Source organism: Saccharopolyspora flava (assembly GCF_900116135.1).
GTDB classification, from domain to species: Bacteria; Actinomycetota; Actinomycetes; order Mycobacteriales; family Pseudonocardiaceae; genus Saccharopolyspora; species Saccharopolyspora flava.
This window is the reverse complement of the sequence record NZ_FOZX01000003.1, coordinates 199,999-222,855: the sequence shown is the minus strand read 5'-3', so window position 1 is coordinate 222,855 and position 22,857 is coordinate 199,999. Positions and strand designations below refer to the sequence as shown.

Annotated in this window: 21 protein-coding genes; 9 read left to right on the top strand and 12 right to left on the bottom strand. The window is 70.4% G+C overall.

Annotated features, from left to right (window positions below; genetic code table 11):
* The first annotated feature begins 11 nt into the window (after window positions 1–11).
* Window positions 12–623, top strand: a complete 612-nt coding sequence (locus tag BM424_RS11410) for an ANTAR domain-containing response regulator (protein ID WP_093416966.1) — start codon at window positions 12–14, stop codon at window positions 621–623.
* A gap of 57 nt (window positions 624–680) precedes the next feature.
* Here BM424_RS11410 and BM424_RS11405 read toward each other — a convergent pair whose 3' ends face one another.
* On the bottom strand, window positions 681–1,070 hold the full coding sequence (locus BM424_RS11405) for a PaaI family thioesterase (protein WP_425442007.1): 390 nt from the start codon (window positions 1,068–1,070) through the stop codon (window positions 681–683).
* Window positions 1,071–1,188: 118 nt separating this feature from the next.
* Here BM424_RS11405 and polA point away from each other — a divergent pair, with 118 nt between their 5' ends.
* Window positions 1,189–3,882, top strand: coding sequence for a DNA polymerase I (gene polA, locus BM424_RS11400; protein ID WP_281248766.1), 2,694 nt, complete (start codon window positions 1,189–1,191; stop codon window positions 3,880–3,882).
* A gap of 234 nt (window positions 3,883–4,116) precedes the next feature.
* The gene (locus BM424_RS11395; RefSeq protein ID WP_093416035.1) at window positions 4,117–4,509 is read left to right on the top strand and encodes a VOC family protein; all 393 of its coding nucleotides are present in this window, start codon (window positions 4,117–4,119) and stop codon (window positions 4,507–4,509) included.
* A 57-nt stretch (window positions 4,510–4,566) separates the two neighbouring features.
* Here the strand turns inward: BM424_RS11395 and BM424_RS11390 are convergent, their stop codons facing one another.
* The 4 genes from BM424_RS11390 to BM424_RS11375 form a co-directional block, all read right to left on the bottom strand.
* Entirely contained in the window at window positions 4,567–6,588 is a 2,022-nt protein-coding gene (locus BM424_RS11390; protein WP_093416033.1) for a YhgE/Pip domain-containing protein, read from the bottom strand.
* A gap of 16 nt (window positions 6,589–6,604) precedes the next feature.
* Complete coding sequence (locus BM424_RS11385; protein WP_093416032.1) at window positions 6,605–7,273, bottom strand: ATP-binding cassette domain-containing protein; 669 nt, start codon at window positions 7,271–7,273, stop codon at window positions 6,605–6,607.
* 49 nt (window positions 7,274–7,322) lie between these two features.
* Window positions 7,323–8,255 (bottom strand): GNAT family N-acetyltransferase, encoded by a 933-nt coding sequence (locus tag BM424_RS11380; protein ID WP_093416030.1) that lies wholly within the window; start codon window positions 8,253–8,255, stop codon window positions 7,323–7,325.
* Window positions 8,256–8,332: 77 nt separating this feature from the next.
* The gene (locus BM424_RS11375; protein WP_093416028.1) at window positions 8,333–9,190 is read right to left on the bottom strand and encodes a class I SAM-dependent methyltransferase; all 858 of its coding nucleotides are present in this window, start codon (window positions 9,188–9,190) and stop codon (window positions 8,333–8,335) included.
* A gap of 305 nt (window positions 9,191–9,495) precedes the next feature.
* Between BM424_RS11375 and rpsA the strand changes: the two genes are divergently transcribed.
* Together rpsA and coaE are read left to right on the top strand one after the other, a co-directional pair.
* Window positions 9,496–11,007, top strand: coding sequence for a 30S ribosomal protein S1 (gene rpsA, locus BM424_RS11370; RefSeq protein ID WP_093416027.1), 1,512 nt, complete (start codon window positions 9,496–9,498; stop codon window positions 11,005–11,007).
* Window positions 11,008–11,143: 136 nt separating this feature from the next.
* The gene (gene coaE, locus BM424_RS11365) at window positions 11,144–12,331 is read left to right on the top strand and encodes a dephospho-CoA kinase (protein ID WP_093416026.1); all 1,188 of its coding nucleotides are present in this window, start codon (window positions 11,144–11,146) and stop codon (window positions 12,329–12,331) included.
* Between the two features lie 60 nt (window positions 12,332–12,391).
* On the opposite strand, the gene BM424_RS11360 is transcribed toward coaE, so the two are convergent.
* Entirely contained in the window at window positions 12,392–12,922 is a 531-nt protein-coding gene (locus BM424_RS11360) for a GlcG/HbpS family heme-binding protein (protein WP_245775775.1), read from the bottom strand.
* A gap of 200 nt (window positions 12,923–13,122) precedes the next feature.
* Here BM424_RS11360 and BM424_RS29080 point away from each other — a divergent pair, with 200 nt between their 5' ends.
* Both BM424_RS29080 and BM424_RS29075 read left to right on the top strand, forming a co-directional pair.
* On the top strand, window positions 13,123–14,280 hold the full coding sequence (locus BM424_RS29080) for a sensor histidine kinase (protein WP_245775774.1): 1,158 nt from the start codon (window positions 13,123–13,125) through the stop codon (window positions 14,278–14,280).
* Window positions 14,277–14,930: a response regulator gene (locus BM424_RS29075; RefSeq protein WP_245775773.1), complete on the top strand. Its 654-nt coding sequence runs from the start codon at window positions 14,277–14,279 to the stop codon at window positions 14,928–14,930. The genes BM424_RS29080 and BM424_RS29075 overlap by 4 nt, the downstream gene beginning before the upstream one ends.
* A 44-nt stretch (window positions 14,931–14,974) precedes the next feature.
* On the opposite strand, the gene BM424_RS11345 is transcribed toward BM424_RS29075, so the two are convergent.
* Both BM424_RS11345 and BM424_RS11340 read right to left on the bottom strand, forming a co-directional pair.
* On the bottom strand, window positions 14,975–15,472 hold the full coding sequence (locus tag BM424_RS11345) for a DUF402 domain-containing protein (RefSeq protein WP_245775772.1): 498 nt from the start codon (window positions 15,470–15,472) through the stop codon (window positions 14,975–14,977).
* Between the two features lie 116 nt (window positions 15,473–15,588).
* Window positions 15,589–16,185 (bottom strand): ribonuclease FAU-1 family protein, encoded by a 597-nt coding sequence (locus tag BM424_RS11340; RefSeq protein ID WP_093416021.1) that lies wholly within the window; start codon window positions 16,183–16,185, stop codon window positions 15,589–15,591.
* 194 nt (window positions 16,186–16,379) lie between these two features.
* Here BM424_RS11340 and uvrB point away from each other — a divergent pair, with 194 nt between their 5' ends.
* Together uvrB and BM424_RS11330 are read left to right on the top strand one after the other, a co-directional pair.
* Window positions 16,380–18,551 (top strand): excinuclease ABC subunit UvrB, encoded by a 2,172-nt coding sequence (gene uvrB, locus BM424_RS11335; protein ID WP_093416019.1) that lies wholly within the window; start codon window positions 16,380–16,382, stop codon window positions 18,549–18,551.
* Window positions 18,552–19,262: 711 nt separating this feature from the next.
* Window positions 19,263–20,822 carry an acyl-CoA dehydrogenase family protein gene (locus tag BM424_RS11330; RefSeq protein ID WP_342742608.1) on the top strand — a complete coding sequence of 520 codons (1,560 nt, stop codon included), beginning with the start codon at window positions 19,263–19,265 and terminating at the stop codon, window positions 20,820–20,822.
* A gap of 69 nt (window positions 20,823–20,891) precedes the next feature.
* Here the strand turns inward: BM424_RS11330 and BM424_RS11325 are convergent, their stop codons facing one another.
* The 4 genes from BM424_RS11325 to BM424_RS11310 are packed head-to-tail and all read right to left on the bottom strand — an operon-like array spanning window position 20,892 to window position 22,857.
* Window positions 20,892–21,452 carry a GAF domain-containing protein gene (locus BM424_RS11325; RefSeq protein WP_093416018.1) on the bottom strand — a complete coding sequence of 187 codons (561 nt, stop codon included), beginning with the start codon at window positions 21,450–21,452 and terminating at the stop codon, window positions 20,892–20,894.
* A 49-nt stretch (window positions 21,453–21,501) separates the two neighbouring features.
* Complete coding sequence (locus BM424_RS11320; protein WP_093416016.1) at window positions 21,502–22,074, bottom strand: GTP-binding protein; 573 nt, start codon at window positions 22,072–22,074, stop codon at window positions 21,502–21,504.
* Window positions 22,055–22,414, bottom strand: coding sequence for a DUF742 domain-containing protein (locus tag BM424_RS11315; protein ID WP_093416015.1), 360 nt, complete (start codon window positions 22,412–22,414; stop codon window positions 22,055–22,057). Before BM424_RS11315 ends, BM424_RS11320 begins: the two co-directional genes overlap by 20 nt.
* Window positions 22,415–22,416: 2 nt before the next feature.
* Window positions 22,417–22,857: a roadblock/LC7 domain-containing protein gene (locus BM424_RS11310; RefSeq protein ID WP_093416013.1), complete on the bottom strand. Its 441-nt coding sequence runs from the start codon at window positions 22,855–22,857 to the stop codon at window positions 22,417–22,419.

Sequence of the window (22,857 nt, the reverse complement as noted above, 5' to 3'; positions counted from 1 at the left end):
GGAGGATCCCGGTGACGACGCCGGCTGCCGAGGACACACGCGAGGCCAAGCCCGTCGAACGTCGCGTACTCGTGGCCGAGGACGAGGCGTTGATCAGGCTTGACCTGGTGGAGATGCTCCGCGAGGAGGGCTACCAGGTCGTCGGTGAGGCTGGTGACGGACAGGAAGCCGTCCGGCTCGCCGAGGAACTTCGACCCGATCTGGTGATCCTGGACATCAAGATGCCGAAGATGGACGGCATCGAGGCCGCCTCCAACATCGCGGGGGACCGGATCGCGCCGGTGGTCATCCTGACCGCCTTCAGCCAGCGCGATCTGGTGGAGCGGGCGCGCGACGCCGGGGCCATGGCCTACCTGGTCAAGCCCTTCGCCAAGCGCGACCTCGTGCCGGCCATCGAACTGGCCGTGTCCCGGTTCACCGAGGTTCAGGCCCTGGAAGCCGAGGTCAACGACCTCACCGAACGGCTTGAGGCGCGCAAGACCATCGAGCGGGCCAAGGGCCTGCTGATGAGCAAGCACAACCTCTCCGAGCCCGAGTCCTTCCGCTGGCTGCAGCGAACCGCGATGGATCGCCGCACCACGATGAAGGCGGTCGCCCAGGCGGTTCTGGAGAACCTGTCCTGATCGACGACGTGAGCGAGGCGGGGCGCCCACGGGCGCCCCGCCTTCTTCATGCCCGGATCACTTCGGCGGCGCGTCGCGCAGCACGCAGGTCAGCCGCGCCGAGCAGGTGCGCCGGCCCCGATCGTCGGTGATCTCGACGTCGTAGGTGGCGGTCGAGCGGCCCCGGTGCAGCGGCGTGGCCACGGCCGTGACCGTGCCCTCGGTGGCCGCGCGGTGGTGGGTGCAGTGCAGGTCCAGGCCGACGGCGATGCGGCCCTCACCGGCGCCCAGCGCCGCGGCGATGGAGCCCGCCTGCTCGGCCAGCACCGCGTTGGCGCCGCCGTGCAGCAGCCCGTAGGGCTGCCGGTTGCCCGCCACCGGCATCGTCGCGACCACTCGATCGGGGCTGTATTCGACGATCTCGATGCCCATCCGCGCGCTCAACTGCTCGTGGGTGGCGTTGATCAGGGCGTTGAGATCGGCGTCGCCGCTGGTCACGGCCTCACCGTTGTCGGTAGCGGGCACTGCCGGTCCTCCCCGTCGCCTGCGGTACTGGCTGTCAGGCCTTCAGCCTAAACTCGCGGCCGTGACGCATTCCGAGGACCGACGCCTGCTGTTGATCGATGGCCACTCGATGGCCTACCGCGCTTTCTACGCCCTGCCGAAGGAGAACTTCCAGACCGGCACCGGGCAGCACACCAACGCGGTCTACGGGTTCACCTCGATGCTGATCAACCTGTTGCGCGACGAGCAGCCCACGCACCTCGCGGTGGCCTTCGACATCTCCCGCAAGACGTTCCGCAGCGAGACCTTCGCCGAGTACAAGGCCAACCGCAGCGCCAGCCCCGACGAGTTCAAGGGCCAGGTCAGCCTCATCCAGGAGATCCTGGGCGCGCTGAACATCCCGGTGCTGAGCAAGGACAACTACGAGGCCGACGACGTCATCGCGACGCTGGCCACCCAGGCCACCGCCGGCGGCTTCCAGGTCTCCATCTGCACCGGCGACCGCGACGCGCTGCAACTGGTCACCGACGACGTGACGGTGCTCTACCCGACCAAGGGCGTCTCCGAGCTGACCCGCTTCACGCCGGAGGCCGTGGAGGCCAAGTACGGCCTGACCCCGCAGCAGTACCCGGACTTCGCGGCGCTGCGCGGCGACCCGTCGGACAACCTGCCCAAGATCCCGGGCGTCGGCGAGAAGACCGTCACCAAGTGGATCCAGCAGTACGGCTCGCTGGCCGGGCTCGTGGACCGGGTCGACGAGGTCAAGGGCAAGGCGGGCGACAACCTGCGCGAGCACCTCTCGTCGGTGCTGCTCAACCGGCAGCTCACCGAGCTGGTGCGCGACCTGGAGCTGGAGGCCGGGCCCGACGACCTCGAGGTGCGGGCCTGGGACCGCGACGCCGTGCACCGGCTGTTCGACGACCTCGAGTTCCGGGTGCTGCGCGACCGGCTGTTCGCGACCCTGTCCACCGCCGAGCCCGAGGTCGAGGACGGGTTCGAGATCACCGGCGGCGTCGTCCAGCCCGGCGAGCTCGCGGCCTGGCTCGACGAGCACGCGCGCGGCGGTCACCGCGTCGGCCTGTCCTGCACCGGGACCTGGGCGCGCGGGCGCGGAGACCTGGCGGGCATCGCGCTGGCGACCTCCGACGGCACCGGCGCGTTCGTCGACGTCACCGCGCTGACCGGTGAGGACGAGCAGGCCCTGGCCGCGTGGCTGGCCGACGCCGAGGTGCCCAAGGCCGCGCACGACGTCAAGGGCCCGCTGCACGCGATCCGCGACCGCGGCTGGACCCTCGCCGGGCTCACCAGCGACACCGCCCTGGCCGCCTACCTGGTGCGCCCCGGCCAGCGCTCCTTCGAGCTGCCCGACCTCGTCGTGCGCTACCTGCAGCGCGAGCTCCGGGCCGACAGCGACGGCGACGACGGCCAGCTGTCGCTGCTGGAGGACGAGTCGGAGAGCAAGGAGAAGGCCGCCTCGGGCGAGCTGCTGCGGGCCCGCGCCGTCGCCGAGCTCGCCGACGCCCTGGACACCGAGCTGGCCCGCATCGACAGCAGCAAGCTGCTCACCGACCTCGAACTGCCGCTGCTGCTGGTGCTCGCCGAGCTGGAGGGCGCGGGCATCGCCGTGGACGCCGAGCAGCTGGCCGAGCTGGGCGCGCACTTCGCGGCCCGGGTCAAGCAGGCCGCTCAGGAGGCGTACTCGGTCATCGGCAAGGAGATCAACCTCGGGTCGCCGAAGCAGCTGCAGGTGGTGCTGTTCGACGAGCTGAACATGCCCAAGACCAAGCGCACCAAGACCGGCTACACCACCGACGCCGAGGCGCTGCAGACGCTGTTCGAGAAGACCGAGCACCCGTTCCTGCAGCACCTGCTGGAGCACCGCGACGCCACCCGGCTCAAGACCACTGTGGAGGGTCTGGCGAAGTCCATCTCGGACGACGGCCGGATCCACACCACGTTCAACCAGACCATCGCCGCGACCGGTCGGTTGTCGTCGACCGAGCCGAACCTGCAGAACATCCCGATCCGCACCGAGGAGGGCCGCCGGATCCGCGAGGTGTTCGTCGTCGGCGGTGACTACGCCGAGCTGATGACCGCCGACTACAGCCAGATCGAGATGCGCATCATGGCGCACCTGTCCGGCGACGAGGGGCTCATCGAGGCGTTCAACACCGGCGAGGACCTGCACAACTACGTCGCCTCGCAGGCGTTCGACGTGCCGATCGCCGAGGTCGACCAGGAGCTGCGGCGCCGGGTCAAGGCCATGTCCTACGGCCTGGCCTACGGGCTGTCGGCCTACGGGCTGGCGCAGCAGCTGCGGATCTCCGCCGAGGAGGCCAAGGCGCAGATGGACGCCTACTTCTCCCGCTTCGGCCGGGTCCGCGACTACCTGCGCGAGGTCGTCGACCAGGCCCGCAAGGACGGCTACACCTCCACCATCCTGGGACGCCGCCGCTACCTGCCGGACCTGCTCAGCGACAACCGGCAGCGCCGCGAGCTGGCCGAGCGGATGGCGCTCAACGCCCCCATCCAGGGCAGCGCCGCCGACATCATCAAGGTCGCGATGCTCGGCGTGCACGGGGCCATCAAGGCCGAGGGGCTGCGGTCGCGGACGCTGCTGCAGGTGCACGACGAGCTCATCATCGAGGTGGCCGACGGCGAGCGGGACGTGGTGGAGAAGCTGGTCCGCGAGCAGATGGGCTCGGCCTACCCGCTGGACGTGCCGCTGGAGGTCTCGGTGGGCGTGGGCCGGTCGTGGGACTCGGCGGCGCACTGACCCCCGGATCTCGAGTCGATCACGGTTACCCCGTTCCGGGGATGCGCGGCCGGGGCGTGTTGTGCAATGGCGAACGTCACCGCTGGTGGGGCCCTGGGTCCGGTACCGAACACCGGTGCGGATAACCTGCTACGCGCTCCGGCCGACCTCGGCCGCTGCGGGATCGTGGCCGGGCGGGGCGCCAGCAGGGCGCGGGCACCCCGAACGCGTACCGCGCCGACCCCGAGGAGGAGCATGATCAGCATCGATCGAGTCGACCACCTGGTCCTCACCGTCGCCGATGTGGATCGGGCGGTCGAGTTCTACCGGGACGTCCTCGGCATGGAGCCGGTGGAGTTCCCAGGTGAGCGGCGTGCGGTGCGCTTCGGCGACCAGACGATCAAGCTGCACGCGTCCGCCGAGCTCGTCGAGCCGACCGCGACGCACCCGGTGCCCGGTTCGGCGAACCTGTGCTTCGTCACCAGCCGGCCGCTGTCCGACGTGCAGGAGCACCTGCGCACCAGCGAGGTCCGCATCGAGGAGGGCCCGGTCGGCCGCACCGGCTCGCGCGGCCCCATCACCTCGCTCTACCTGCGCGACCCCGACGGCAACCTCATCGAGATCGCCCGCTACGACGACGAGGCCTGATCACGTCAAAAACCCCGGTTTTCGCGCGACGAAAACCGGGGTTTCTGACGTGAGGAGCTACAGGGAGAGCTCGGGCTTGAGGCGGCTGGGGGTCCAGACCCGCTGGCGCCAGGCCGCGATCGTGGTGAGCAGCAGCGCGGCGAGCAGGTAGCAGAGCAGGACCACCACCGACTGGGTCACCGAGCCCTCGGTGCCGCCGTAGATGAGGTGGCGCAGCCCGGTGACCACGTAGCCCAGCGGCAGGACCTGGTGCAGCGGGTGCAGCGGTTCCGGGATCGTCTGCCACGGGAACGTGCCGCCGGCCGTGACCAGCTGCAGGACCAGGATCACCAGGGCGATGAACTTGCCCTTCGGGCCGAACGCCGCGTTGAGCGAGTGCACCACCGCGGTGAAGGCGAACGAGGTCAGGATCAGGAACCCGAGCGTGCGCCACTGGTGCGCGGGGTGCACGCCGATCGCGAACACCACCACCGAGAACAGCAGCACCGCCTGCACCAGGCCGATCAGCGCCGCGGGCAGCCAGCCGCCCAGCGCGACCCGCCACGGGGCCACGCCCGCGGCCAGCGCGCGGTTGGACATCGGCCGCATGATCAGGAACAGCACGAACCCGCCGACCCACAGCGCCAGGCCCATGAAGTACGGGGCCAGCCCGGCGCCGTAGGTGTCGGCCTTGACCTGCGCCTGGGTGTCGACGGCGACCGGGTCGCCGATGGTGTCGGCGGTCGCCTGCCGGGTCTGCTCGTCGGGGTGCGGGATGTCGCCCGCGCCCTTGCCGAGCTCGCTGGCCAGCGTCGTCGAGCCGTCGGCGAGCTGCCCGGAGCCGTCGTAGAGCTGCTGGGTGCCGCCGACGAGCTGGTCGGCGCCGTCGGCGAGCCTGCCGGTGCCCGACAGGGCCTGCTGCTGGCCGTCTCGCAGCTGCACCGCGCCGTCGTCGACCTGCCCGGCGCCGCTGGTGAGCTGCTCGATGCCACTGGTCAGCTGCGGGGTGGCGTTGGCCAGCGCCCGGTTGCCGTCGGCGACCTGGCGGGCTCCGTCGGCGAGCATGTTGAGCTGCCCGACCTGGGTCTGCAGCTTGGTGTTGGCGTCGGTGGCGGGGCTGCCGAGCTTGTCCAGCCCGTCGACGATGCGCTGGACGGTGGCGTCGTCGAGACCCGCCTGGTGCAGCTGCTGCGCGGTCTGGGCCTTGGTCTGGTCGAGGTTGTCGATGATGCCCTGCGAGAGGTTGCCGACGACGTTGGCCTTCTGCGCCAGCTGTTCGTTGCCCTGGGCGACCTTCTCGGCGCCGTCGGCGAGCTTGGCGGTCTGGTCCGGCAGCTGCGCGGTGGAGTCCCGCAGCTGCTGCAGGCCGGTGTGCAGCTGGCCGGTTCCGTCGGCGAGCCGGTTGGCCCCGGACGCGAGCTGCCGCTGCCCGTCGAGCAGCTGGTGCGCGCCGTCGGAGAGCTGCGTGCCGCCCTGCTGGGCCTGGCCGAGGCCGTCGCGCAGCTGCCCGGCGCCGTCGGCGAGCTTGCCTGCGCCGTCGGCGGCCTCGACGGTCTTGTCGTGCACGGTCGAGAAGCCCAGCAGGAACTGCTCGGCCGCGGTCGACCCGGCGTTGGACGCCACGCCCTTGCGGACCTCACCGGCGAGCTTGTCGGCGATGGTGCCCACCAGGTAGTTGTTCGCGTCGTTGGTGATCAGCTGCAGCTTGGCCTGCCGCGGCGTGAAGTCGGCGGGGGAGACCAGCGCGTTCGAGAAGTCCTTGGGCACCACGAGCGCGAAGGTGTAGTCGCCGTTGGCGACCCCGGCCTGGGCGCGCTTCAGGTCGGTGCGGGTCCAGGAGAAGGTGTCGGAGTCGACGAGCTCGTCGTAGACGTCCTGGCCGGCGTTGAGCGCCTTGCCGTCCTCCTGCTGCGCGCCGGTGTCGTCGATGACGACCGCGGCGGGCACCGAACCGAGCTTCCCGTAGGGATCCCAGTTGGCGTAGATGTACATCGCGCCGTAGAGCAGCGGCACCAGCGTGACCGCCAGCAGCGCGAGCTTGGGCAGCTTGCCCGAGGTGAGCCGCCGCAATTCCGTTGCGGCGAGCCGGAAAGTAGTCATCGCGGACCTTCAGGTGTCAACGGACCGAAGTGGACTTCTGGGTGTCGTCGGACTTCTCGGAGTCCTCGGACTCGGTGTCGTTCGCGCCGATGCGGACGGCGGGCACTCCGAGCTTCTCGGCGGAGTGGGTGGAGCAGAGCACGATCACCGCCATGCCCGCGGCGGCGCGGGCGGTGGCGGGGGCGAACCAGTGCTGCGGGTCGTGGCCGTGGCGGTCCGGGCAGTCGAGCACCAGCGCGCGCGTGGTGCGGGACTCGCAGGCCAGGTCGATCAGCAGCCGGGTGCGCTGGTGGTCGGGCAGGTTCTCGAACCGCACGTCGCCGGGCAGCTCGCGCTCGGCGAGCCAGTCGCGGACCTTGCGGCGGGTCGAGCGGCGCCCGGCCAGCGACAGTCCTTCGGCGGCGACGTCGCGGACCTGCAGCGACTCGTCGGGCTCGGTGATCTGCGGGGCGTCGACGACGGCGACGGCGCGGCGCAGCCGGTCGGTGTCGGACGAGCCGTCCAGCCGGACGCTGCCGGAGCTGGGCTTGAGCCGACCGGACAGGGCCAGCGCGAGGGCGGTCTTGCCGGTCCCGGCCTCGCCGGTGACCAGCAGCGTCTGCCCGTCGGTGACCCGCAGCGAAGTGGGCGCCAGCAGCGGCCCGTGCGCGCCGATGACCTCGACGCCGGTGGCGACGATCTCCACGTGTCCTCGATCCTCTCGGAGCCTGCCGCGCGGGCCCCGGGGTTCGGGGTCAGCGCAGTGCGGTGGCCGGGCGCACCTCCCACATCGTCCACAGCGGCCGGTATCCCTGGCGGGGCCAGAACACCGAGGACAACGGGTTGGGCGGGTTGTAGTACAGGAAGCTGCCGACGGCGCCGCGGCGCACGAACTCGTTGTGCGCCACCGCCATCAGCTGCCGGCCGACACCGGTGCCGCGCGCCTTCTCGTGCACCGACACGCAGTTGACGTAGGCCCACGAGCCGGGGCGCAGCCGGTAAGCCCTGGGGGACTTGCCGGTGTCGATCCAGCCGCATTCCGCGACCGCGACGGGCGTGCCGTCCTGCTCCGCCAGCCAGACCGGGTCGTCGGAGTGCAGGCGCACTCGGGCGGCGGCCCGCTTCAGCTGCGCGGCGTCGGAGCGGTACGTGGCGGTGCCGACGAGGGCGGCGTACTCGAGCTCGGCGAGGGTGAGCTCGACGACGGCGTCCAGATCGGTCGGTCCCGCGCGGCGCACCTTTACGGTACCAGACAGTTCCGTATCTGCGACCGGGGCGGGTGATCGAATCGCGAGCACCGACAGCGGTAAGAAACCGTGATCCAGCAACGCCCTCGTGCCCTGCACGTCCCGGCTCGGCCAGACCACCATCGCCGAGGAGTTCGGCCCCGGATCCTCTTGTGCCGCCAGCCACTCCCGCCAGGCGCCCAGCAGCGCGTCCAGGCCGGCGCGCGGGCGCTCGCCGACGATCGGGAACAGCTCGAAGGCCTCACCGGCCTGCCACAACCCGCGCGCCGAGCCCGCCGGGTTCGAGGTGTGGGTGATCAGCCCCGCCACCCCGTAGCCCTCGGGAGTGCGCGCCGCCACCGGCTCGGCGTCCGAGGGCACGAACTGGTCGTGCGGCAGCTGCGGGTCCAGGGCGGCGAACCGCGCGAACTGGGCCGCCATCAATTCCTGCGCGGTCGCCACCGGGGCTCCTCACATCCATCTCGGCCGAGCGACGAAGTCGCTCTCTCTTCGCGCCACCTCGCGGGGCGGGCACCGGCTCAGTCGAGGGCGCAGACGAAGATCGCTGTGCCCGGGAACAGCTTGCCTCGCAGTGGGCTCCACTGTCCCCACTGCTGAGTGTGCCCCTCGGGCCATTCCGGCTCGATCAGATCGGTCAGGCGCAGGCCCGCGCCCGCGAGCGCGCGCACGAAGTCACCGAGCGTGCGGTGGTGCTCGACGTAGGTCGCGCGGTCGTCGCCGTCGATCTCCAGGTAGGGCGTCCGGTCGAAGTAGGAGTGGGTGACCGTGAGCCCGGTCGGGCCCGGGTCGTCCGGGAAGATCCACCGCATCGGGTGGGTGACCGCGAACACCCACCGGCCGCCGGGGCGCAGCACCCGGGCCACCTCGCGGAACACCGCGCCCACGTCGGCCACGAACGGCACCCCGCCGAAGGCCGAGCAGGCCAGGTCGAAGCTGTCGGTGGCGAAGGGCAGCTGGTCCGCGCTGGCCTGGACCAGCGGGATCGAGGTCCCGGTGCGCGCGGCGGCCTCGGTCGCGTGCCGCAGCATCCCGGCGGAGATGTCCAGACCGACCGCCTCGGCTCCCTGCCGGGCCAGCCAGAGCGCGCACGACGCGGCGCCGCAGCCGACCTCCAGCACCCGCTTGCCGCGCACCTCGCCCAGCAGCCGCGCCTGCTCCTCGCGCAGGCCCTCCGGGCACCACACGAAGTCGTCGTCGCCGAGGAACTCGCCGTGCTCGGCCTGGTAGTCGTCGGCGTCGGCGTCCCACCACAGCCGGTTCGCCGAGCGCGACTCGGCGGCGTCCACGTCGCGCTTGCGCACGCCGACGGTCCCCAGGCGCTGCTCCGCCGAGCTATTCTGGGAGCTGGCGTTTTCCGGCTCGTCGGGATGTGTCAAGGAGGCCCCCGGGACTGGTGCGTGCGGTGCGGACGTGAAGAGATTGTGTCGTGCGTCCGACACGCGTCTGCCGCCCAGGGGTACCGCGGTTTGCCCGACGATCGAGAAAGCGCGTACGATACCGCCCGCGCCGTGGGTCTTTTTCTCATCGGCTTCTGCGTCCCGGGTCACACCGAGGCGGCGAAGGCCGATCGGCGAACGGAATCCGCAGGTCCGGTCTTCGACCGGGCCGGACGAAACCGGCGACGACGCGGCACAAGAGCAGAACCAGCGACCAACCTATCCGTACCGGAGCAACCCACCTGATGTCCACCGACACCACCACCGTCCCGACTGCAGCCGCCACCAAGCCGCAGGTCGCAGTGAACGACGTCGGGACGGAGGAGGACTTCCTCGCCGCCGTCGACCAGACCATCAAGTACTTCAACGATGGGGACATCGTTGAGGGCACCATCGTCAAGGTCGACCGTGACGAGGTGCTGCTTGACATCGGCTACAAGACCGAGGGCGTCATCCCGTCCCGGGAACTGTCGATCAAGCACGACGTCGACCCCGCCGAGGTCGTCACCGTTGGTGACTTCGTCGAGGCGCTTGTTCTCCAGAAGGAGGACAAGGAAGGCCGGCTGATCCTCTCCAAGAAGCGCGCCCAGTACGAGCGCGCCTGGGGCACCATCGAGGAGCTCAAGGAGAAGGACGAGCCGGTGCGCGGCACCGTCATCGAGGTCGTCAAGGGCGGCCTCATCCTCGACATCGGACTGCGCGGCTTCCTGCCGGCGTCCCTGGTCGAGATGCGCCGCGTCCGCGACCTGCAGCCCTACGTCGGCCGCGAGCTCGAGGCCAAGATCATCGAGCTGGACAAGAACCGCAACAACGTGGTCCTGTCCCGTCGCGCATGGCTGGAGCAGACCCAGTCCGAGGTCCGCAGCGAGTTCCTCAACCAGCTGCAGAAGGGCCAGGTCCGCAAGGGCGTCGTGTCCTCCATCGTCAACTTCGGTGCGTTCGTCGACCTCGGTGGAGTCGACGGTCTGGTGCACGTCTCCGAGCTGTCCTGGAAGCACATCGACCACCCGTCCGAGGTCGTCGAGGTCGGCCAGGAGGTCACGGTCGAGGTCCTCGACGTCGACATGGACCGCGAGCGCGTCTCCCTGTCGCTGAAGGCCACCCAGGAAGACCCGTGGCGTCAGTTCGCCCGCACCCACGCGATCGGCCAGATCGTGCCGGGCAAGGTCACCAAGCTGGTGCCGTTCGGTGCGTTCGTCCGCGTCGACGAGGGCATCGAGGGCCTGGTCCACATCTCCGAGTTGGCCGAGCGCCACGTCGAGATCCCGGAGCAGGTCGTCCAGGTCGGCGACGAGGTCATGATCAAGGTCATCGACATCGACCTCGAGCGTCGTCGGATCTCCCTGTCGCTGAAGCAGGCCAACGAGGGCTTCAGCCCCGACTCGGAGTTCGACCCGACCCAGTACGGCATGGCTGCCGAGTACGACAACGAGGGCAACTACATCTACCCCGAGGGCTTCGACCCGGAGACCCAGGAGTGGCAGGAAGGCTTCGAGTCGGCTCGCGAGGAGTGGGAGCGCCAGTACGCCGAGGCGCACTCCCGCTACGAGAAGCACATCGCCCAGATCGCGAAGGCCCGTCAGGCCGACGCCGAGGCCGCGGCTGCCGCGGCCGCCGGTGGCGGCGAGGAGCAGGCGGCTCCGAGCGGCGGCGGCAACTACTCGTCGGCTTCGAACGACGAGCAGCAGGACAGCGGCTCGCTCGCCAGCGACGCCCAGCTGGCCGCCCTCCGCGAGAAGCTCTCCGGCGGTGCGTGAGCACTTCACGCCTGAAGGCTGAGGTCTGAGAACGGCCCCGCATCCTCCTCGGATGCGGGGCCGTTCCGCGTTTGCCGGGCGGTTCGGGCCAAAACCGGCTCTCACCGCGGCGCCGGAGCCTGGCAGGATGTAGCGCATGTTGCGGGTGGGTTTGACCGGAGGAATCGGATCGGGCAAGTCGACGGTGGCGCGGCGGCTGGCCGAGCTCGGCGCGGTGGTGATCGACGCCGACGCCCTGTCGAGGGAGGTCGTCGAACCCGGCAGCGCCGGGCTGGCCGAGCTCGTCGAGCGGTTCGGCGAGGGCATCCTCGACGAGTCCGGGGCGCTGGACCGGCCCGCGCTGGCGGCGAAGGCGTTCGCCGACGAGCGGTCGCGGCTGGACCTCAACGCGATCGTGCACCCCAAGGTCGCCGAGCTGACCGCGCGGCGGATGGCCGAGGCGCCGGCGGACTCGGTGCTGGTGCACGACATCCCGCTGCTGGTGGAGGCGGGCTACGCGCCCAACTACCACCTGGTGATCATCGTGGACGCCGCCGAGGACGTCCGCGTGCAGCGGCTCGTCGGCCGCGGCCTCGGCGAGCAGGACGCCCGCGCCCGGATCGCCGCCCAGGCCACCGACGAGCAGCGCCGCGAGGTCGCCGACGTGTGGCTGGACAACAGCGGGCAGGTCGAGGACCTGCTGGCCCGCGTCGACGAGCTGTGGCGGGACCGGCTGGTGCCCTTCGAGGAGAACCTGCGGCGACGGCAGCGGGCCGCGCGGTTCGGGCCGTCCCTCGTCGATCCCGACCCGCAGTGGGCCGCCCAGGCCCGCCGGCTGATCGCCCGCGTGCGGCGCGCGGCGGGGGAGCGCGCGGTCCGCGTCGACCACGTCGGCTCGACCTCGGTGCCGATGCCCGCCAAGGACGTCATCGACCTGCAGCTCACGGTCCGCACCCTCGCCGACGCCGACGCGCTCGCGGACTCGCTCACCGAGGCGGGGTTCGCGCACGTGCCCGGGGGTGAGCTCGACACGCCCCACGACTTCGCGCCGGAACCCGAGCAGTGGGCCAAGCGCCTGCACATCGCCGCCGACCCCGGCCGGCCCGCCAACCTGCACGTCCGCGTCGAGGGCACGGCGTCCTGGCGGGTCGCCCTGATCTTCCCCGCCTGGCTCCGCGCCGATCCGGCCGCTCGCGAGAGCTACCTCGCCCTCAAGCGGCGGGTCGCCGAGGCCCACGCCGACGACACCGATCACGAGGCCTACGCCCTGGCCAAGGAACCCTGGTTCGCCGACAACCTCCCCAAGGCCCTCGCCTGGGCGGACTCCACCGGCCACACCCCCTGACGCCGAGAGCGCGAACCCCGGTATTCCTCGCGAATACCGGGGTTCGTCCGTCTCCGGGGCTCAGCGCAGCTCGGCCTGGATGGCCTGCAGCCCGGCCCGGGCGAACTGCTCGTCCATGTCGCCGCTGGGAGCTCCCGCGACGCCGATGCCCGCGATCGGGGAGCCGGCGCTGACCGGGACACCGCCTGCGAGGAACAGGGTGCCGGGGATGTCGCGCAGCGTGGCGCCCTGGCCGCCGGCCTGCTCGCCCAGCTCGGAGGTGGGCTTGCCCCAGGCGACGGCGGTGTAGGCCTTGCGCTCGGCGGACTCGAAGCTCTGCGGGCCCGCGCCGTCGCCGGTCAGCTGCACGCGCTCGTTGCCCGCGCGGTCGACGATCGAGACGGTGACGTGCTGGCCCTTGGCCTCGGCGGCGTCCAGAGCGGCTTGGGCGGCCTTGATCGCGGCGTCGGCGCTGAGGACCTGCTGCTGGACGACGGCCGCCGGGCGGGGCTGCGGGGCCGGGTCGGCCTGGGCGACGGTCAAGCCGGTGGCTCCGCCGAGGAGGCCGATGCCGACGAGGGCGCCGACGACGGCGCGGGTGCGGGTGTTCACGATGAGGGCTCCCTGCTCGGTGATGCGTTCCTGCGTTGTGCTTCCAGCTTCGGCGCCGGGACGACCCGCGACGTCGATCCGGCGGTGCGTTCCCCGGCGTCGGGCGGTTGATCCCGGATCAACCGATCAGTTGATGCCGCAGGGCGGCGCGCGACGTATTCGTGGGCGTGTCAGCCTTCGGAGTGGCCGAGAGGAGCCCGGTGACCGACGAGACCGCACCCCCAGGCGGGTGGCTGTACCGCGCGATGCACGCGGGGTTCTTCGTGCTGCTGGCCGCCTCGGCCTCGCGCTTCGTCGACGCGCACGGCCTGGCCCGGCTCACGCCGCTGGTGCTGGGCCTGTCGGTGGCGCTGATCGTGGTCTACGCCGTCGGCATCGCCTTCTGGGAGCGCAGCGCGCACCTGCGGCCGGCCTGGGTGGGCGCGGTCGTGGTCGTGTGGTGCGCGCTGGTGCTGGTGGCGCCCAGCTTCGGGTGGTGCGCGGTGCCGCTGTTCTTCGTCTGCCTGCGGGTGCTGAAACCGACACCGCTGATCATCGCGGTCGTGCTGCTGACCGCCGCGGTGATCTTCGCGCAGCTGCGGATCGCCGAGCGCGTCGAGCTGATCTCGATCCTGGTGCCGATCGCGGTCGCCACCATGGCCACCGCGGTGTTCCTGGAGCTGCGCCGGGAGAGCGAGCGACGCCGGCGGCTCATCGAGGAGCTGGTGCGCACCCGCGGCGAGCTGGCCGAGGCCGAGCACCGGGCGGGCATCAGCTCCGAGCGCGAGCGGCTGGCTCGCGAGATCCACGACACCCTCGCCCAAGGCCTGTCGAGCATCCGGATGCTGCTGCAGGCCGCCGAGCGCTCCGGCAACGCCGACGGCAACGTGCGGCGGGCGGGCGAGATCGCCGAGCACGACCTGGAGGAGGCGCGCCGGTTCGTGCGCGGGCTGCCCCCGGCGGAGCTGGAACGCCGATCGCTGCCGGAGGCGCTGCGGGCGCTGGCCGACCGCACCGCCGCGGAGTCCGGTCTCGAGGTGCGCTTCGACGTCGTCGGCGACCCGCTGCCCACCGGTGCGGACGACGACGCGGTGCTGCTGCGCGTCGCGCAGGGCGCGCTGGCCAACGTCCGCGAGCACAGCGGTGCCCGCGCGGTCGGCGTGACGCTGTCCTACCTCGACGACGAGGTCAGCCTCGACGTCCGCGACGACGGGATCGGCTTCGACCCGGCGAACCCGCCGCACGGCGCGGGACGCGGGTTCGGGCTCGGCGGGATGCGCGCGCGGGCCGAGCAGCGCGGCGGCACGCTGGTGGTGGAGAGCGGAGCGGGCGAGGGCACGGCCGTCGCGGTGACCTTGCCGCTGGGAGGTGCTTCGTGACGGAGCGGGTGCGGGTGATCGTGGTCGACGACCACGCCGTGGTGCGCGCTGGGCTGCGGGCGCTGCTCGGCGGGGACGAGGGCGTCGAGTTCGTCGGCGAGGCGCGCACCGCCGGCGAGGCCGTGCGGCTGGCCGGTGCCCACCGCCCCGACGTGGTGCTGATGGACTTGCAGCTGGGCGACGGCGTCGACGGGGTCGAGGCCACCCGGAGGCTGCGCGCGCTGGAGGACCCGCCGCAGGTGCTGGTGCTGACCACCTACGACGCCGACACCGACATCAACCGCGCGATCGACGCGGGCGCCACCGGCTACCTGCTCAAGGCCGGGCCGCCGGAGGAGCTGTTCCAGGCGATCCGCTCCGCCGCGCGCGGCCAGACGACGCTGTCGCCGGAGATCGCCTCCCGCCTGCTGCGGCGCAGCAGGTCACCGGAGCAGGCGCTCAGCGACCGCGAGGTCGAGATCCTGGAGCTGCTCGCGCAGGGCTTGGGCAACCGGGACCTGGCCAGGCGGCTGTTCATCAGCGAGGCCACGGTCAAGACCCACCTGGTGCACATCTACACCAAGCTCGGCGTCGACAGCCGCGTGGCCGCGGTCAACGCCGCCGTCGAACGACGCCTCATCCGCCTCGACGGCACACCCCCGCAGCGGTGAGCGCTCGCGCTCGTTCATGCACCGCCGAGCAGCAAGTCCTCAACTCACCAGGGGTCGAAGATGCCTCGGTAGGCGAGCCACTGGTTGACCGAGCGGTGCATGCTGATCTCGTCGAGCGTGCGGTGGACCGTGCGGAAGGCGTAGTCGGCCTCGCTCGGGCGGATGGCGCCTGCGGCCACGGCGGAGGCGAACTCGGCGGCGCGGGTGATGCGCGGCCGGCCGCCGTCCGGGACCTCCAGGCTCAGCAGCAGGTCGGCGGTGGCCCAGGAGCGGGTGTCGCGGTGGATGGTGACCGCGGTGAGCGTGCTCGGGCCGGGCAGCGAGTGCCGGTTGCGGGGCCGCAGCCGCGTCAGGCGCAGGCCCAGGTCGGCCAGCAGCCAGGTGATCTCCACGTCGTGGTCCGGGGTCGGGCACTCCACGGCCAGACCCCACCGCTCCACGTGGCAGACCTCCAGCCGGTGCACCTGGCCGGTCGGGCGCCTGCGCTGCGAGCTGAAGAGATCGATGACTTCCATCAACGTGGGGGAAATCGCAGCGCTCACAGCGTCAGAGAGTAGCCGGGAAAAGTGGAAACGTGATCATCAGTACCGGTTCTTAACATAACTTTTCCGCACACGACGATCCGTTCCGGGAATAGCGGAGGAAACGGGTTCGGAGATCACTCCGATGGCGGTAGCGAACGCGGCTCGGGTACGGGACCTTTGATCGGTTGCGCGTCCCACGACAGCTCGATGTCGTTGTCGCGCAACCACTTCGGCAGGTCGTAGCCGCAGCGGGCGAGGCCTTCCACGGCCGCGCAGGCGCGTCGCATCGCGCGTTCCGCGGTTTCCGGATCGAGCAGTTCCGCGTGCACCGCGAGCACGAATTCATCGACGTCGAGCAGTTCCACGTCGCGGTTCTGGCGCACTTCCAGATCGAGGTAGTGGTCGACGGTTCGCCACCGGTTCTCACCCGTTTCCACGTCGACCAGATCCAGGTAGTAATCGAGGTCCCGCTCGTGACCCGGGTGCCGGTGGAATCGCGACACCCGCAGCCCGAGCGCGGGCAGCAGCCACGACTCCAGCGCGGCCAGCCGGGGGTGACCGGGCATCGGCCGGGCGATGTAGAGCCCGAAGGGCTCGAGGTGGAAGCGGCTCACGGTGCGGACGTGGCCCTTGGGGTCGGTGTTGGTGCCCTCCGCCAGGTCGAAGACCTCGGTCTTCGGCGGGTGCACGGGCAGTCCCAGGCTCTCGGCGATCTCCCGCTGAGTGGTCACCCGACCACTCTAAGCTCGCGCACGAGGCGGGCGCGACGTTCGAAGCCCGCCGCGCCCGCTGATCTCTCTACCACTGTTCGCAGGTCACCTCCCATCGGTCGGGGCCGGTGACGCAGACCATTGTCCGCCTTCCGGGCTCGGAAAGCACCCCGTGACGCGACATGATGTCGGGGGTGGCTCGTACGCTGGGTGCCGTGGCTTTCGCGACTGAGCGCCCCGCACTCGACGACTCCGTGCTGGCGCACTCCGAGTTCCGACCCGTCAGCGACATCCCGCGCGCCGACGGCACCTTCCGCGTGGTCAGCGACTACGAGCCGGCAGGCGACCAGCCGCAGGCGATCCAGGACCTGGAGCGGCGGATCAACAACGGCGAGAAGGACGTGGTCCTGCTCGGCGCCACCGGTACCGGCAAGTCGGCGACCACGGCCTGGCTGATCGAGCGGGTGCAGCGGCCCACGCTGGTGCTGGAGCCGAACAAGACGCTGGCCGCCCAGATGGCCAACGAGCTGCGCGGGTTCTTCCCGGACAACGCCGTGGAGTACTTCGTCAGCTACTACGACTACTACCAGCCCGAGGCCTACGTCCCGCAGACCGACACCTACATCGAGAAGGACTCCTCGATCAACGAGGACGTCGAGCGGCTGCGCCACTCGGCGACGTCCAACCTGCTCTCGCGCCGCGACTGCGTGGTGGTCTCGTCGGTGTCCTGCATCTACGGCCTGGGCACGCCGCAGTCCTACCTCGACCGCGCGATCCCGCTGCAGGTCGGCGGCGAGATCGACCGCGACGTGTTCCTGCGCGCGCTGGTCGACGTGCAGTACAGCCGCAACGACATCGCCTTCGCCCGCGGCACCTTCCGGGTGCGCGGCGACACCGTCGAGATCATCCCCGCCTACGAGGAGCTGGCGGTGCGGGTGGAGTTCTTCGGCGACGAGATCGACCGGCTGCACTACCTGCACCCGATGACCGGCGAGATCGTCCGCGAGGTGCAGGAGCTGCGGATCTTCCCGGCCACCCACTACGTGGCGGGACCCGACCGGATGGACAAGGCGATCCGGGCCATCGAGGGGGAGCTGGAGGAGCAGCTGGACCGGATGGAGAAGCAGAACAAGCTCCTCGAAGCTCAGCGGCTGCGGATGCGCACCCAGTACGACATCGAGATGATGCGCCAGGTCGGCTTCTGCTCCGGCATCGAGAACTACTCGCGGCACATCGACGGCCGCGAGGCCGGGTCGGCCCCGGCGACGCTGATCGACTACTTCCCGGACGACTTCCTGCTCATCGTCGACGAGTCGCACGTGACGGTCCCGCAGATCGGCGGCATGTACGAGGGCGACGCCTCCCGCAAGCGCACGCTGGTCGAGCACGGCTTCCGGCTGCCGAGCGCGCTGGACAACCGGCCGCTGACCTTCGAGGAGTTCTCCGACCGCATCGGCCAGAGCGTCTACCTGTCGGCCACGCCCGGCCCCTACGAGATGGCGCAGGCCGGCGGCGAGTTCGTCGAGCAGGTCATCCGCCCGACCGGGCTGGTCGACCCCGAGGTCATCGTCAAGCCCACCGAGGGCCAGATCGACGACCTGGTGCACGAGATCCGCGAGCGCTCCGAGCGCGACGAGCGGGTGCTGGTGACGACGCTGACCAAGAAGATGGCCGAGGACCTCACCGACTACCTGCTGGAGCTGGGCATCCGGGTGCGCTACCTGCACTCCGAGGTCGACACGTTGCGCCGGGTGGAGCTGCTGCGGCAGCTGCGGCTCGGCGAGTACGACGTGCTCATCGGCATCAACCTGCTGCGCGAAGGTCTGGACCTGCCGGAGGTCTCGCTGGTGTCCATCCTGGACGCTGACAAGGAGGGGTTCCTGCGCTCCGGAACGTCTTTGGTGCAGACCATCGGTCGTGCGGCGCGCAACGTCTCCGGCCAGGTGCACATGTACGCCGACCGGGTCACCGACTCGATGCAGCACGCCATCGACGAGACCAACCGGCGTCGCGCCAAGCAGATCGCCTACAACGAGGAACGCGGCATCGATCCGCAGCCGCTGCGCAAGAAGATCGCCGACATCCTCGACCGGGTCTACAGCGAGGCCGAGGACACCGAGGAGACGGTGTCGGTGGGCGGTTCGGGCCGCAACACCTCGCGCGGCAAGAAGCCCACGGGCGAGGCCGTGGCCAGCGCCGGGTTGCTGGAGGAGCGCGACATCTCGTCGATGCCGCGCGCCGAGATGGCCGATCTGGTGCAGCAGCTCAACGACCAGATGATGAACGCGGCGCGGGAGCTGCAGTTCGAGCTCGCGGCCCGGCTGCGCGACGAGATCGCGGACCTGAAGAAGGAGATCCGCGGCATGGACGCCGCGGGCATCGAGTGAGCGCGCGGCGCGGAAGGTGATCAAGGTCTCGGCTTCCGCGCCGCTTTACTCGCGAGTACCCGAACGGTGTTCCTCCTTACCGCCGAGTTCTCGTCCTGACCTCGGACAATTCCGGTTCTGGTCCACAGAGGACTCCGTTTCCTGAGAATCCGCTCAACCGTTCCGTCGAATTGCTCACAGGACGCCGCTTCGAGCCGACCAGCCACGATTACAGTCCGTCAGTTGGCTCACCGAAAAGGTGGTACCCCGTTCTGCCGAGTTAGGGTAATTTCGCTCTCCTGCTGTGCTCACGTGGACGCTGCGGGCTCGTGCAAGAAACGGAGTTTTTCGAGATGGATCCCGGCCTCTGGTCACGACCTCGTTCCCTCCGAGGACCTGCGACCGGACCGGGCAGAGAGCGAGCTCGCACGGCGTGAACCCGGCAGGACGAGGCGACCCCGACATCCCCATTGCTGACGGCATGCCCTTCCCCTCTCCCCGGTCGAGCGACGCCGCAGGCGCGACGCGGCACCCCCACTGCTCATACCGGTGACCGAGCATGCCCGAAGACGGGACGCCTCATTCCGCTCAACGGCACGAATGAGATGACGAACGCGGTTATCCACCCGCACCGAATTGCCGGTGCGCGGCCGGTTCGTCGTTTCGCTCGCGCCGCGAACACCCCCTTCGCGAACCCCCTCGCGAGAGCCTTTCCAGGAAGGACCTATCGGAATGGAGTCGACCAATATCGGTTCCGCGCGCCCCGGCGCGGTGTCGGAGATGCTCGATTTCCTGCGCAGGTACAGCAGGGAGCAGCTCGACTCTCGACGAATGGATGAACGGCGCGGTTTCCATTTGTCGCTGATCCCCGATCTCGCCCAGGCCGGGCTGTTCGGCCTGCAGATCCCCCAGCAGTACCAGGGACGAGAACTCTCGCATTCCGACACCACCAAGGTGTGGCGGCAGGCCGGAGCCATCGACTGCAACCTGCTCATCCTGCTCGCGGTGCACAACACCCTCGGCGTCCCGCCCATCCAGGAGTTCGCCCGGGAGGACGTGCGCGCGGCCGTGCTGCCCGAGCTGGCGCAGGGCCGCAGACTCGTGACCAGCGCGATCAGCGAACCGAGCATGGGCTCGAACGTCCGGGCCATCACCAGCACGGCTACCAAGCGGCCCGACGGTTCCTACGTCATCAACGGCGGCAAGCAGTGGATCTCGCTGGGCGCCGACGCGAATTACGTGAACCTCTTCGCGCGGCTGACCGACGAGCACGGCCAGGACGCCGGGATCACCGGTTTCCTCGTCGACACCGCGACGCCCGGTTTCGTGCGCGGGCCCGAGGTCGTCACCCTCGGCCTCAAGGCCGTGCCGCAGAACAGCCTCAGCCTGGAGAACCTGCACGTCCCGGCGGAGAGCCTGCTCGGCGAGGAGGGCAAGGGCCTGCTCGCGGCCAAGACCGCGTTCACCCGGGGCAGGCTGATGCTGGCCACCGGCGCGCTCGGCGCGGCGATGCGGGCGCTGGAGATGACCCAGCGCTTCGCCCGCCGCCGCGAGGTCGCCACCGGAAACCTCGCCGAGAACGGGCGGATCCAGCAGGTCATCGCCGAATCGGTGGCGGCCGTGCAGGCGGTGGAGACGCTGGTCGAGCACATCGCCGACCGGCTCGACGCCGGCCGCGAGGTGCCCGAGCCGTTCTACTTCGCGGCCAAGATCCTGGGCTGCGAGCTGATGTGGCAGGTCGTGGACCGCTGCGTGCAGCTGCTGGGCGCCCGCGGTTTCGTCGACACCAACGTCGTCGGCCAGTTCTACCGGGACTACCGGCTGTTCCGGATCTTCGAGGGCACCACCGAGGCCATCACGGTCTACCTGGGCTCGATGGTGCTCAAGCAGCCGCAGCAGTTCCTGTCGATCTTCGACGAGTTCGACGTGGACCCGAAGCTGGCCGAGTACATCTCCCGCATCGACAAGCTGACCACCACCACGACCACCGGTGGCCAGCAGCGGCACATCCTGGCCGGTCAGATCGGCGAGCTCGCCTGCTGGGCGATCCTGTCGGCGCTCACCGCGGACGGCCGCACCCGCTCGTCGATGTACGCCCACACGGCGTCCTGGAGCGAGCAGCAGCTGGTCGACAAGCTGCGCACCGCCGAGGACAGCAGGCCGTTCGTGGAGCTGCCCACCGTCGACGAACTCGCCCGCCACATCGGCGATTTCGAGTCCAGCATCGGCAACGTCGAGCAGCGCCGCCCCGGTATCCAGCACGACCTGGACCTGCTGCTGCGCCGCGGCTGACGACCGAGGAAGCACCGAGGGGGCGGGACCGCGCGACGCGGTCCCGCCCCCTCGGCGCAGGTGGGGCTCTCAGCCCGCCTGGAGATCGCGCTCGCGGCGGTGGATGAGCTCGACGCCCTCACCCGCCAGCGCCTTGATCGCGTTGAGGCCGTCGCGGCCCCACGGCCGCACCTCGCTGTCGATGACGCAGACCGTGCCCAGCGCCATGCCGGTGCGGTCGATGAGCGGAGCGCCCAGGTAGGAGCGGACGTTCATCTTGTCCACGACGTCGTTGCCCGCGAAACGCGGGTAGTCGCAGACGTCTTCGAGGACCAGCGCCATCCGGCGGGCGATGACGTGCGGGCAGTACCCGGTCTCCATCGGCGCCGACCGCGGGTCGGTCTCGGCGTTGGGGTCCTCCATCCCCGCGGCCTTGGTGAACAGCCCGCCCAGGTACTGGTGGGTGTCGGTGATGAAGTTGACCATCGCGTTGGGCACGCCGAGGGTCTGGGCGACGCGCTGGGCGAAGGCGTCGAACTCGGGATCGGCGGCGTCGCCCAGGCCGAGCTGGCGCAGCCGCGCGGCTCGTTCGGACGCGTGTGAGTCGACGGGGCTGAGGTGCCGGTGTCCGGCAGCATCGAAAGTCGTCACGAGAAGCTCCGATTTCAGTGGAATCCGGGGGCGGATTCGGGGCGGGGGATCATAGAGCGCGGGTCTCCAGCACGTGCTCGATCAGCTGCACCAGCACCGACGCCGAGGAGCGGCGATCGCGCGCGTCGCAGAGCACGACGGGGATGTGCGGTTTGATGTCCAGTGCTTGCCGTACCTCCTCGGGTTGGTAGCGGAAGCTGTTCTCGAACTGGTTGACCGCGACCAGGAAATCGATGCCGCGGCGTTCGAAGAACTCCACGGCCGCGAAGCAGTCCTCCAGCCGACGCGTGTCGGCCAGCACGACCGCGCCCAGGGCGCCGTCCACCAGGTCGTCCCACATGAACCAGAACCGGTCCTGGCCCGGCGTGCCGAACAGGAACAGCACGATGTTCTGCGGGTTGAACGTGATTCGACCGAAGTCCATCGCCACGGTGGTGGTGGTCTTGTCGCCCACGCCGGTCAGGTCGTCGTGCCCGACGCTGGCGACGGTGAGCGTCTCCTCCGTGGTCAGCGGCTCGATCTCGCTGACCGAATGGATGAACGTGGTCTTCCCGACTCCGAACCCACCCGCTATGAGGAACTTGAACGAGGTCGGGAATGGCTCAGAGCTGTTGGAGCCCATTCAGCAAAGCCTCCAGTTGATCGCGCTTCGGCACGTCGGCGGGTGCGTGGGTGGTCAGCGCTCCCCAATCGATGAGATCGGAGAGCAGAACTTTGGTCACTACGGCGGGCTGCCGCAGGTGAGCAGCGACCTCGGCGACCGAGGTGGCGTGCCGGCACAGGTTCAGCATCTTGGCGTGCACCGGCTCGATGCGGTCCGGCGAGAACCGGCCGGTGGACCGGACCAGCGACTGCAGCGACAGCGGTTCGCTGGGCTCGGTCCGCCCGTTGGTCAGCGAGTACGGGCGCAGCAGCGGGCCGGCTTCGTTGTCCAGCCACGGAGTGTCCGAGGGGCCGGGCATGCTCACCTGCCCATCTCACCGGCGCTCCGCGCGGCGGTGGGCTGCCGCATGGGGGTAGCCAGGTGGGAGGGGACGCGCTTGACGAGCTGAGCGATCTCGTAGCCGAGAACGGCGGCATCGGCCTCCGGCGTGGCCAGCACGACCAGCACGGCGCCGCTACCGGCGGCGGAGACGAACACGACGAGGTCGTTGAACTCCACGACCACCTGGCGCACACCACCGCCGTTCATGCCGAACCGGCGGCCGCCGTTGCGGGCCAGCGAGCACTGCGCGGCGGCCCAGGCGGCGAGGGCGTCGGCCTCGTCGTTGTCCAGGCCTCGGTAGTACCGCTTGATTCCGTCGGTGGAGGCGAGCAGGGCACAGCGGGTGTGCGGGACTCGTCGGAGCAGGTCGGCGAGTAGCCAACTCAGGTCGGACGACGAGCCCGCTGCGTCATTGGCCAT